The organism is Robertmurraya mesotrionivorans (assembly GCF_050971805.1).
GTDB lineage: Bacteria > Bacillota > Bacilli > Bacillales > Cytobacillaceae > Robertmurraya_A.
The window spans coordinates 138,087-149,954 of record NZ_JBPCCH010000010.1 but is presented as its reverse complement, the minus strand read 5'-3'; the positions used below and the strand labels follow the sequence as shown (position 1 = coordinate 149,954).

Sequence of the window (11,868 nt, the reverse complement as noted above, 5' to 3'; positions counted from 1 at the left end):
TTCGCCATAAAAAAACCCCCAATAAAGTAAACAGATTTTTTATTATTTCATCTGTCTACTTTATCGGGAGCATATCATTACTCCACGTCATTTTTCTCTTCTTTTTTATACGTCCAAAAATCCTCTTGATAAACTAACCCATTCTTCATCAATTTTCCTAATGCACGCTTAAAAGCAGCTTTACTTAATCCAAATCGTTCTTGAATGTCCTCTGGCATGCTCTTATCACTATAAGGCATTGCCCCATTTCTAAGCAGTAGATATTCATAAATCTTATTGGCATCTTCGTCGAGAGCTTCCTGTTTACGAGGAATTAAAGAAATATTAACGGTTCCATCTTCTTTCACGTCAATGATTCGGCCTTCTACTTTTTCACCTAGCCTAGGCTCGACTTTCCGCTGTGACTCATGAACAAAGCCTTTAAACCCTTCTACCGTATATACCCAAGTACCTACCTTAGCAGTTCTGTAGACATGACCTTGAATATTTTTATTAAAGTCCTTTGATGTAGCATTTATACTGATGTCTGTAATAATAGGATCTGTCGCAGCTTTTACATAAATTCGATTATTTTTATTCACCCTAAGAGTGATGTATAAAAGATCATCCACATTTGGCCAAACAGATGTATGTACAGGAAGATCCTCTTCTCCTAGTAGAACATCCTTTTTTATACCAATATCAAGAAACACACCAATTCCAGGCTTAACTTCGACCACCTTCGCCCAGCCATACTTGCCGACTTGAACTTCTGGTATGTAAGTTGTTGCTGTAATACGATCACGAGAGTCGATATAAAGGAAAACCTCAATTTCTTGGTTCTCCGTTAATTCCGCATTTTCAACCATTTCATTTTCATGTAAAAGAACGTCTTCTTCCCCATTAGTTAAAAAGTAGCCAAACGCAGCCTGCCTTGCTACCGTCAGGGTTGTGACTTGTCCAATGTAATCAGTTAGTGACATATACTACCTCCTAAAATTTATCTATATCTATACGTTAACCTTATCTATCGTTTATAAAACGGCGAGAAAGTTGTTTGAACTGCTATATTTTACTATAATGAACCCATAAAGGGAAACTGAATAAAAGATACATAAAATTTTTTTGATTGTAGGAGGCTCATATGTCTAAAGAAAGTTCATTCGATATTGTATCAAAAGTTGATTTTTCAGAGGTAACAAATGCCATTGCACAAACGATGAAAGAAATTTCTACTCGCTATGATTTTAAGGGTAGTAAGAGTGAAGTATCACTGGATAAGGAAGAATTAGTACTTATTTCAGATGACGAGTATAAGCTAGATCAACTCAAAGATGTGCTTCTAAGTAAATTAATCAAACGTGGAGTTCCAATCGGTAATCTCGATTATGGGAAGCTTGAAGGGGCCTCTGGAGGAACAGTAAGACAACGTGCCAAGCTTGTTCAAGGAATTGATAAAGAAAATGCAAAAAAAATTAATACGATTATAAAAAATAGTGGTGTAAAAGTGAAAAGTCAGGTTCAAGATGATCAGGTTCGTGTAACCGCAAAAAGCCGTGATGATCTTCAAAAAATCATCTCCCTTGTAAAGGAAGCTGACTTGACTGTAGAGGTACAATTTACAAATTATCGCTAGAAACGAAGGGCATAGGATGTCCCATAAAGTGTGTGACACTATATGGGACATCCTCTTTTACTATTCTTCCTTTTTAACAGCCTCAAGGAGAAGATCAATTATATGATACATCGCCTCGTTTGTGCTAGCCCCTCTCCTTCAATCCCTAACTTCATTTGTAGCAAACACCCTGGATTAGCTGTAACAATGGTTGTAGCATAGGTCAATTTTATCTGTTCCATTTTGGAGTCGAGCATTTTCATCGACATTTCTGTTTCAATAATGTTATAAATTCCTGCAGAGCTACAACATCGGTCTTCTTGATTCATCTCCCTATACTCGGCTCCTTAAGGAATCATCCATGAGAGAACGGTATTTTGTAAGAATGTAAGAATACCTATTAATGTGACTAAGAATAAACTATGCTTTATCGTAAAACGGAAGAGCTCAGACTCTTTTCCAGCCAAACCAACCGCTGCACACGCAACAGCAATCGATTGTGGAGAGATCATTTTACCAGTTACTCCTCCAGAAGAATTGGCTGCTACTGCCAAAATCGGATCCATCCCAATGGAGGTAGCAGTAATTTTTTGAAGATTTCCAAACAATAGATTTGCAGAGGTATCAGATCCAGTAATAAACACCCCTAACCATCCAAGGAAAGGTGAAAAGAATGGGAAAAGAACAGCGCCTGTTTTTGCTAAGGTCATTCCTAATGTCGTGCTCATTCCAGATGCATTTGTTACATATGCGAAACCAACAACAGACCCAATTGTAATAACCGGATATTTCAGTTCATTTAGTGTTTCGCCAAATGTAATGATCCAATTTCTCCAAGAGATGCCTACAATGAATTTTGTTAAAAAGGTTGCAATAAGAATAGCCGTTCCAGCTGCACCTAATATCTCTAGCTTGTATATTGCTGCAATCGGTGCTCCGTCTGTATTAAAAATTCTATTATTTAAAAACGGTACTTCAGGGATAACTGTGAGTGCGTGACCTAGCGAGTTAATTGCCTTTAACACCGCGTTCGTTCCTTCATAATGTCCTGTAAGTGCAAGCTTTATGGTAGGAATTCCCCAAACAGAAATGATTGCTGTAAGAATTAAGAATGGAGACCATGCTTTAAATATTTCACCACCGGTATGTTTAGACTGACTGCTTAACGGTGCCTTAATAGCCACTGTAGCAGCCATTTCCTGTTCAGCAGCAAATCGGAAAATCGTCTTTGGTTTCCAATACTTTAAAAAGATGGTTAAAGCAAAGAGAGATACAAGTGCCGAAAGAATGTCAGGAAGCTCCGGTCCTAAGAAGTTCGAAGATAAGTATTGTGTAACTGCAAATGAAACACCTGATACCATAATTGCTGGCATAACCTCCATAGTCCTTTTAAATCCAGCCATGATAACAATTAAATAAAATGGAATAAACACAGACAAGAAAGGAAGCTGGCGCCCTACCATTTTGGATATTTCCATTGCAGGGATACCAGTAGGACCCTCCACTGCGATAATTGGAATTCCGATTGCACCAAACGCCACTGGTGCTGTGTTGGCAATTAAACATAACCCTGCTGCATATAGGGGATTAAACCCAAGACCTACAAGAAGTGCTGCTGAAATCGCAACAGGTGCTCCAAATCCAGCTGCCCCCTCAAGAAACGCACCGAAAGAAAACGCTACCAAAAGTGCTTGCAGTCGGCGATCTTCTGTAATCGAGAGTACAGATTGTCGAATAATATCAAACTGTCCTGTCTTCACAGTTAACTTGTACAAAAATACCGAAGTGATAATAATCCAGCCGATAGGAAGAAGCCCATAAACTGCTCCTTGTGAGGCTGACATGATTGCCATTCCAGCAGGCATCTTAAAAGCGACAACCGCAACGACTAGTGCAATGGCTAATGTAGATAAACCAGCAACATACCCCTTCATTCTTTTAATTGCTAGTGCCCAGAAAAAATACAAAATCGGAATCAGTGCTACCAAAGCTGAAAGTGCCAGATTTCCACCAACCGCTGTAAAGTTTTGTGTAAAAGTCATAAGCTTTTACTCCCCCTTGTAATAATTTTTTCACATCTCCCATTAACAAAATAGCACACAAGTAATCGCTTTCATAAAAATATAAGGTCATCTGATGACTTGGTGATTAACCTGATAATGTAGATTATATTGTATCAACGGCAGAATTTTCAATATCTATTTAAAAAATATTTCCAGTTTATTTGTGTGGTTTTTCACAATACATTCTACTCATATGAAATAATTGATATATTTCTACTCTAGCGGCAAAACATTGTATACTAGACATAAGATTTTATTTGGAGGCTCTCATATTGAACTACAAAAAAATAAAACCCAAAAAAATATATGAAGAGGTTGCAGAAGCAATCCATGAAATGATCAAATTAGGACAATTAAAGTCTGGAGATAAGCTTGATTCAGTCCAACAATTGTCTGAAAACTTCCAAGTCGGACGGTCTGCAATAAGAGAAGCCTTAACTGCCTTACGCGCAATGGGATTAATAGAAATTAGGCAAGGAGAAGGAACGTACGTTAAAGAATTTGAATCAGAACAGATCAGTCTGCCTCTCTCCACTGCTATTTTAATGAATAAAGAAGACACAGCAAATTTGCTCGAGGTCCGTAAAATCCTTGAGGCAGGTACAGCCTACACCGCATCCAAGAAACGAACAGATCAAAACCTGAAAGCAATGGAAGATGCTCTTAGGGAAATGCAAGTGGCTAACGGTGATGAAGAGCTTAATGAGAAGGCAGATTTACGCTTCCATATGTCAATAGTCGAAGCAACTCAAAATCCTCTTCTCATTAATTTAATGAACCATGTTTCTGGGCTAATTGGTGAAACAATGAGAGAAACACGTCGCCTTTGGCTATTTTCAAAGCAAACAACTGTTGAAAGGCTCTATGAAGAGCATCGAATGATCTATCTTGCAATTAAAGAAAAAGATGGAGAAAAAGCTAGAGCACTCATGCTTGAACATATTGAGAACGTGGAGAGTCTACTCCAAAAATACTTAAAATAAAGAAAAGAAGATACACTTCAAATATTTGAGGTGTGTTTCTTTTCGAAAAAATGAAAAAATTAAATGTAACCCCTTTCAATAACTTATATATTTATAGTATCATTGTTATTAATTAACCTTTTATTTCAACAGGTCATCAGATGACCTGTTCATTCGGAAGAATAGGAGAGAGCCAATCATGAAAGTTACTCTTTTTGCCACATGCCTTGTTGATATGTTTCAAAGCAATGTAGGAAAAGCCACGGTTGAATTACTAGAGCATTTAGGCTGTGAAATTGATTTCCCAACTGCTCAAGTATGCTGTGGTCAGCCGTCCTACAATAGCGGATATGTAAAAGAATCGAAGGAAGCAATGAAGACAATGATTAACACGTTTTCACATGCCGAATATATCGTTTCACCTTCAGGCTCTTGCGTTGCCATGTTTCATGAGTATGAGCATATTTTCAAAAATGATCCGGTTTGGGGCCCGAAAGCAAAGGAACTCGCTTCCAAATCATATGAATTAACTCAATTTATTGTTGATGTATTGAAAATAGAAGATGTTGGTGCTCGCTTTAAAGGAAAAGTTACATACCACACTTCTTGCCATATGACTAGATTACTAGGAGTAAAAAAAGCTCCGATGGTCCTTTTATCAAATGTGAAAGATTTAGAGTTTACAGAGTTACCAGGAAAAGAGCAATGCTGTGGATTTGGCGGAACATTTTCTGTAAAAATGGCACAAATCTCTGAACAAATGGTCGATGAAAAAGTAGCTCACGTGGAAGAAACCGGAGCAGATTATTTAATTGGCGCTGACGCTGGCTGTTTAATGAACATTGGCGGGCGTATTGAACGGAATTTGAAGCCAATTAAGGTGTTACATATAGCCGAAATATTAAATAGTCGCTAATGGTGAACAAGGAACCTTGGGGAGGGATAAAGAAATGTCAATGAAAATTAGTACAACCGACTTTAAAGAGCGAGTGGATAAAGGAATTCAAGACTCTTTCATGCGAGGAGCAGTAGTTGGAGCACAGGAAAGAATGGGTACACGCAGATTAGACGCAACAATCGAACTAGGAAACTGGGAAGAATGGCGTAAGCACGGTGAGGAAATTAGAAAGCATGTACTTGACCATCTAGACTATTATTTAGAACAGCTTAGTGAAAATGTTGCTAAGCGAGGGGGCCACGTATTTTTCGCCCAAACAGCTGAACAAGCCAATGAATATATCAGAGGAGTTATTAAAGAAAAGAACGCCAAAAAAGTGGTAAAAGCAAAGTCGATGGTTACGGAGGAGATTCACCTTAACCAATGTCTTGAAGATGCGGGTTGTGAAGTAATCGAAACCGACCTTGGTGAGTATATTTTACAGGTTGATGACCATGACCCACCTTCTCATATTGTTGTTCCCGCTCTTCATAAAAACAAAGAGCAAATCCGTGATGTGTTTTCGGAAAAGCTAGGCTATAAAAAGACTGAAAAACCAGAAGAACTCGCCTGGCACGCTAGAGAAATGCTCCGTCAAGAATATTTAACAGCTGATGTAGGAATTACTGGTTGTAATTTTGCCGTTGCAGAAACAGGATCAATCAGTCTAGTCACGAATGAAGGTAATGCGGATCTTGTCACTTCCCTTCCGAAAACGCAAATTACCGTTATGGGGATGGAAAGACTTGTTCCGACCTTTGAAGAAATGGAAGTTCTGGTTAGCCTTCTTACTAGAAGTGCGGTTGGTCAGAAACTGACAAGCTACATTACTGTGTTAACTGGCCCTCGTGAAGAACATGATGTTGATGGTCCTGAAGACTTCCATCTTGTTATCGTAGATAATGGCCGCTCTAGTATACTCGGTGGGGAGTTTCAATCGATCCTTCAATGCATTCGCTGTGCAGCTTGCATAAATGTATGTCCTGTCTATCGACATGTTGGTGGCCATTCATATGGATCCATCTATTCGGGACCGATTGGTGCTGTATTATCTCCTTTATTAGGCGGGTACGATGATTATAAAGAATTACCATACGCATCGACACTTTGTGGAGCATGTACAGAGGTTTGTCCTGTAAAAATTCCTTTACACGAGCTGTTGCATAAGCACAGACAAACGATTGTTGAAAAAGAAGGGAAAGCACCAATTTCCGAAAAGTTAGCTATGAAGGCATTTGGTTTGGGTGCTGCGTCCCCTTCCCTTTACAACCTTGGATCTAAGTTCGCACCGACGGCCATGCTGCCCTTTACTTCAGGTGACAAAATCTCCAAAGGTGTTGGTCCTTTAAAGGCATGGACCGAAATTCGTGAGTTCCCTGCACCGAACAAGGAAAGATTTAGAGATTGGTTTAAAAATAGGGAAAAAGGTGGGGAACAATCATGACTGGAACAATACAAAATAAAGATGTTTTTTTAAATCAAATAGCTAACTCACTTGGCCGGGAAAGACAAATCCAAAACTCACCTGTTCGTAACTGGAAGCATCAGCCTCAACATCTTGTGTTAAAGGATGCATCGATTGATGACTTAGTAGAAGTTTTGAGGTTACAATGCGAAAAAATTCATACTACTCTCGTTGAAACAAATCTCAAGGAACTAGAGAAGACACTTAAAGAAACGGTTGCCGTTCATGGTGGTGGACCCATTGTATCTTGGAAGGATGAACGTTTTTCAAATTGGGGTCTTTCTCCCCTTATGAAGGAAACTTGGCCGAGCAAAGGTGTTTCTATTCATGAATGGGATTACACAAAAGAAATGGACAACATCTCTCTTGCTGAGAAAGCAAACGTAGGAATCACAATTAGTGAAATAACACTTGCAGAATCAGGCACGGTTGTTTTACTAAGTGACAAGGATAGGGGGCGGACCGTTAGCTTTCTTCCTGGAACACTCATCGTTTTAGTTCCTAAAAGCACTCTAGTACCGAGAATGACGCAAGCTGCGCAAAAACTTCGTTCCATACATGAACAAGGTAAGCAAGTTGCTTCATGTGTAAATTTTATTACTGGCCCAAGTAATTCGGCTGATATTGAATTAAATTTAGTAGTTGGAGTTCATGGCCCCGTTAAAGCTAGCTATATCCTTATTGATGATTTATAAATAACTTTTAGCAAAACAAGGAAAGCCGATTCCCAAGTTAGGTGATCGGCTCTTTTTGAAAGGAAAATTTCGACCAATTACTAAATGTTACCAAGGTATTTGTTTCCCATCTCTAAAGAACCCTCCGTTTGGTCCTTCAGATCCAATCGTCGCTAACCACAGGATAGACTCGGCTGCTTCCCTTGGTGTTCTTGGGGCAGATGGTCCCCCCATATCTGAGCTTACCCATCCCGGATCAACTGCATTTATTTTAATATCACCTTTAGTTTCTGCAGCTACTAATCTAGTCAAACCATTTAAGGCAAATTTGGACAACTTATAGGCGCCTACTCCTGGAGAGGACATTTCGCTCATCGCCCCATATTCTGAGGAAATATTAATAATTCTCCCATATCCTTGTTTTTCCATTAAGGGAATAAAGGAACGCATGACATCGTAGACACCAAAGAAATTAGTTTCCATTGTTTTCTGGAGAATGCTAGGATCCATAGTCAATAAATTTTCATTCTCATCTAAATACACGCCTGCATTATTAATTAATACATCTAATCTTCCATATTGCTCATTTAGAGTAATTGCAGCTTGGGTGATGCTTTCGTGATTTGAGACATCCATCTCAATACACGAAACATCCAGATTTAACTCCTTAAGTTTTTGCACAACCTTATTACCCATTTCATGATCCCGACTTGCCAAAATGACATTAAAACCAGACAAACTCAATTGTTTGACCAGCTCATACCCAATTCCTCGATTCCCTCCAGTTACAAGTGCCACTTGTTTATCATGTGTCATTTAAATCCTCCCTTTCTCGTTCTTTGATTGAGTTAACATTCTTATATGGAGAGTTGTTTTGTAGAACTATACATATAATTTCTTAGAAAAATAGATATGGAACCTAGTAGCAATGATAGGATTCCCACTAATACAACGTATTCTGTACCCAAACCTGATATAAATAATCCACCTATAGCTGCTCCAATTGTTGTTCCTAGATTAGCCGATGTTAAAAATAATCCATTAGCGAAATCAGGGGCTTCGGGAGCTGAAGACATAATCCAATATTGATTGATATTTCCTCCTACTCCTGCTAAGATTCCCCAGAATAAAGTAATGATTGCCATAGGTACGGATAAATGTCCAAAAAGGTATAATAAGATATAAACTGCTCCTAATACGAAAGGAAATAACACTACAGAACTTAAGGCATTTTTAGTAAGTAACTTCCCTGCCAAAACATTCCCAATAATATTGGCGCCACCGAATACAAATAACATAATCGTAATTGTATTTGAAGACATATTCGTAACAGTTTTTAAATACTCAGCCAAATAACTATAAACCCCGAATATGGCTGAGTTCAGAAAAATGACTGCTACAATGGACTGCCAAGTAACGAATTTTTTTAATACGGATAATTGTGCTCCATAAGAAAGTTTTTCAGTTACAGGCATAGATGGTACAAATAGCAAGGTAGCAAAGAATGCAATAGCATTTACAACAGCAAAGAATACCATCGCCATTTGTAAAGAAATTGTACTGGCAATAAAACTAGCGATTGGTACGCCAACTACCATACCAGCGGATACACCTATAAATACTTTAGAAACAGCTTTAGGAGCTTCTTCTTTGCTAACTGAGGCAGCAGCCACTGAAAAAGCCAATGAACAATAAATGGGATGAAAAAGGGCTGGTATCACACGAGCAATTAATGCAATGCTGAATTTAGTTGTAAATATAGAAACAATATTCCCTACAACGAAAACACCAAGTACGAGTAACATAACCTTCTTCCGATTGATACCTGAAAACAATAAAGGCATCGTTGGACCAGAGACTGCAATCACTAGGGCAAAAAGACTCACCAGCAAACCAGCTTTTGATACACTAACATTAAAATGTTCAGCAAGGGAAGGCAGTATACCAATAACTCCCATTTCAGTATTTAAGATACCGAATACTCCTATTGTTAATATGAAAATCAACAAATTATTTTGTTTAGCCAAAAAAACAACTCCTTCCTATAAATAAATAGCCCCATTCTTAGGGGCATTTTTTTAAGCTTTATCTCAAATAATCTGACTGTTTACTCATCCTCGTATGCGAGGGAGGTAGATAAGTCACGATAGGCGTTGATCTGTTGTTGAAGTTCTACAACTTTTTGTTCTGCACCAGCAAGGGCATCTGCACCAGCGATCCAGCGAGACGGTGGTTCCTCCTGATTTACGATGGTGATCAAAGCCTTAGCAAGTTTGGTAGGATCGCCTTCCTGCTTTCCATTTTTTTCTTCCCAAAAAGCATGGAATTGTGCATTACGCTCGGCGTAATCATCAATAGATGCCTCAGCAAGGAATTTTGATTCTAGTTCTAAAAATTTGGTACGGAAGAAACCTGGTTCTACAATGGTCGTTTTAATACCAAAAGGGGCAACATCATGATGTAACGACTCCATAAAGCCTTCAAGACCGAACTTCGAAGCACAGTAAGCGGCATTGTATTCAAATCCAGCTAATCCTGCAAGAGAAGAAATTGATATAATATGTCCAGAACGAACCTTACGCATAAATGGCAACACGGCACGGGTGACGTTCATAGGGCCATACAGGTTGGTCGTGATTTGACGTTCAATCTGTTGTGGTGTCAGTTCCTCGAAGAAACCACCATAGAAGCTACCTGCGTTGTTGACCAACACATCAATACGGCCAAAACGGTCGACAGCTAACTTCACGGCAGTCTCGGCATCTAATGGGTCAGTAATATCCAACTTCACAATTAACAGATTTTCGTGATCGCCAAGGGCTTTGGCTACCTTGTCAGTATTACGACCAGTGGCGACAACCTGGTATCCTGCTGCAAGTGCTGCTTTTGCGAAATCGACACCCATTCCACGTCCAGCACCTGTGATAAACCAAACTTTCTTATAGTTAATCATACTTTATTCCTCCTAGATTTATTTTTCTTTGGAAAATACTCCTTGTTCCCACAATCCACTAATCCACTTGTTGAGTCGGACGAATGATGATTTCACTTTGTTCCTTATTCTAGCGCGCCACTTGGCACATAGCTAATACTTATATCATATATCGTGATATGCTTGATAGGCATTTCTGTGTTGTATATACTAAAACATGATAAAGGAGGAGTAAAAATGGAATTAAGAGTTTTGCGGTATTTCCTTACGGTGGCAAGAGAAGGAAGCATGACGGCTGCTGCTGATTTTTTACATGTCACACAGCCAACCTTGTCCAGACAAATAAAGGATCTTGAACAAGAGTTAGGGAAAAAACTATTTATTCGTAGTAGTCACAGTATCATTCTCACTGATGAAGGAATGCTCTTGCGAAAAAGAGCAGAAGAAATTATAGAAATGGTCGATAAATTAGATGCTGAATTTAGTTCCATGGAAGAAACAATTAGTGGAGATGTATATATAGGTGGCGGGGAAACAGATGCCATGAGACAGATAGCAAGGGTAGTAAAAGATTTACAGTTAATTTATCCAAATATACGTTATCACCTCTACAGCGGAAACGAAGATGATGTGACTGAACGACTTGATAAAGGATTGCTTGACTTTGGTATTTTAATTCAACCAGCTGATTTGTCAAAATACAATTATATCAATATCCCTGGCAAAGATGTTTGGGGCGTTGTTATGAGGAGAGACAGTCCTCTTGCTTTCAAAGATAGAATTCAAGCAGCCGATCTATTAAATGTTTCACTAATCTGTTCACGCCAGGCTATGAAACAGACATTTTCTAAAAATGAATTTGCAGATTGGTTCGGTGAAGATTTTGATAAACTAAACGTTGTGACTACATACAATCTTGCCTATAATGCTTCCCTTATGGTTGAAGAGGGCATTGGTTATGCAATAACCCTTGATAAAATAGTGAATACGTCTAGTGATAGTAACCTTTGTTTTAGACCGCTAAAGCCAAGACTTGAATCTGGCTTAAATATTGTTTGGAAAAAGCATCAGGTTTTTTCCGCTGCTGCTGAGATGTTTTTAAAAGAAATTCAAGCGAAGTTTACAAATTATTTTTAAATAAAAATGTGATAAAATTTACAAGCAAGTACCATAAAGTATAATTTTCTGTAGCCATTTGATTTTAGTTAGTACTAAAGAGATTACTCGATTTTAAGTTGGTT

General features: G+C 38.5%; 12 protein-coding genes. 6 read left to right on the top strand and 6 right to left on the bottom strand.

Annotated features, from left to right (window positions below; all coding sequences use genetic code 11):
• Positions 1 to 77: 77 nt before the first annotated feature.
• Positions 78 to 962 (bottom strand): CvfB family protein, encoded by an 885-nt coding sequence (locus ACRX5O_RS16535; RefSeq protein ID WP_433906930.1) that lies wholly within the window; start codon positions 960 to 962, stop codon positions 78 to 80.
• A 161-nt stretch (positions 963 to 1,123) separates the two neighbouring features.
• Between ACRX5O_RS16535 and ACRX5O_RS16530 the strand changes: the two genes are divergently transcribed.
• Positions 1,124 to 1,615 carry a YajQ family cyclic di-GMP-binding protein gene (locus tag ACRX5O_RS16530; protein WP_433906929.1) on the top strand — a complete coding sequence of 164 codons (492 nt, stop codon included), beginning with the start codon at positions 1,124 to 1,126 and terminating at the stop codon, positions 1,613 to 1,615.
• A 98-nt stretch (positions 1,616 to 1,713) separates the two neighbouring features.
• On the opposite strand, the gene ACRX5O_RS16525 is transcribed toward ACRX5O_RS16530, so the two are convergent.
• Complete coding sequence (locus ACRX5O_RS16525; RefSeq protein WP_433906928.1) at positions 1,714 to 1,923, bottom strand: heterodisulfide reductase-related iron-sulfur binding cluster; 210 nt, start codon at positions 1,921 to 1,923, stop codon at positions 1,714 to 1,716.
• Positions 1,924 to 1,941: 18 nt separating this feature from the next.
• A complete protein-coding gene (locus ACRX5O_RS16520) occupies positions 1,942 to 3,636 on the bottom strand; it encodes an L-lactate permease (protein WP_433906927.1) in 1,695 nt (564 codons plus the stop codon).
• Between the two features lie 293 nt (positions 3,637 to 3,929).
• Between ACRX5O_RS16520 and ACRX5O_RS16515 the strand changes: the two genes are divergently transcribed.
• The 4 genes from ACRX5O_RS16515 to ACRX5O_RS16500 all read left to right on the top strand — a co-directional run bounded on the left by ACRX5O_RS16515 (position 3,930) and on the right by ACRX5O_RS16500 (position 7,716).
• The gene (locus ACRX5O_RS16515; protein ID WP_433906926.1) at positions 3,930 to 4,640 is read left to right on the top strand and encodes a FadR/GntR family transcriptional regulator; all 711 of its coding nucleotides are present in this window, start codon (positions 3,930 to 3,932) and stop codon (positions 4,638 to 4,640) included.
• A gap of 178 nt (positions 4,641 to 4,818) precedes the next feature.
• Positions 4,819 to 5,535: a (Fe-S)-binding protein gene (locus ACRX5O_RS16510; protein WP_433906925.1), complete on the top strand. Its 717-nt coding sequence runs from the start codon at positions 4,819 to 4,821 to the stop codon at positions 5,533 to 5,535.
• Between the two features lie 34 nt (positions 5,536 to 5,569).
• Complete coding sequence (locus ACRX5O_RS16505) at positions 5,570 to 7,000, top strand: LutB/LldF family L-lactate oxidation iron-sulfur protein (RefSeq protein ID WP_433906924.1); 1,431 nt, start codon at positions 5,570 to 5,572, stop codon at positions 6,998 to 7,000.
• The gene (locus ACRX5O_RS16500) at positions 6,997 to 7,716 is read left to right on the top strand and encodes a LutC/YkgG family protein (RefSeq protein WP_433906923.1); all 720 of its coding nucleotides are present in this window, start codon (positions 6,997 to 6,999) and stop codon (positions 7,714 to 7,716) included. Before ACRX5O_RS16505 ends, ACRX5O_RS16500 begins: the two co-directional genes overlap by 4 nt.
• A gap of 87 nt (positions 7,717 to 7,803) precedes the next feature.
• Here the strand turns inward: ACRX5O_RS16500 and ACRX5O_RS16495 are convergent, their stop codons facing one another.
• The 3 genes from ACRX5O_RS16495 to ACRX5O_RS16485 all read right to left on the bottom strand — a co-directional run bounded on the left by ACRX5O_RS16495 (position 7,804) and on the right by ACRX5O_RS16485 (position 10,648).
• Positions 7,804 to 8,511, bottom strand: coding sequence for an SDR family oxidoreductase (locus ACRX5O_RS16495; RefSeq protein ID WP_433906922.1), 708 nt, complete (start codon positions 8,509 to 8,511; stop codon positions 7,804 to 7,806).
• A gap of 41 nt (positions 8,512 to 8,552) precedes the next feature.
• The gene (locus ACRX5O_RS16490; protein ID WP_433906921.1) at positions 8,553 to 9,722 is read right to left on the bottom strand and encodes an MFS transporter; all 1,170 of its coding nucleotides are present in this window, start codon (positions 9,720 to 9,722) and stop codon (positions 8,553 to 8,555) included.
• A gap of 80 nt (positions 9,723 to 9,802) precedes the next feature.
• Positions 9,803 to 10,648: an SDR family NAD(P)-dependent oxidoreductase gene (locus ACRX5O_RS16485; RefSeq protein WP_433906920.1), complete on the bottom strand. Its 846-nt coding sequence runs from the start codon at positions 10,646 to 10,648 to the stop codon at positions 9,803 to 9,805.
• 216 nt (positions 10,649 to 10,864) lie between these two features.
• Here ACRX5O_RS16485 and ACRX5O_RS16480 point away from each other — a divergent pair, with 216 nt between their 5' ends.
• Positions 10,865 to 11,764, top strand: a complete 900-nt coding sequence (locus ACRX5O_RS16480; RefSeq protein ID WP_433906919.1) for a LysR family transcriptional regulator — start codon at positions 10,865 to 10,867, stop codon at positions 11,762 to 11,764.
• The last annotated feature ends 104 nt before the right edge of the window (positions 11,765 to 11,868 follow it).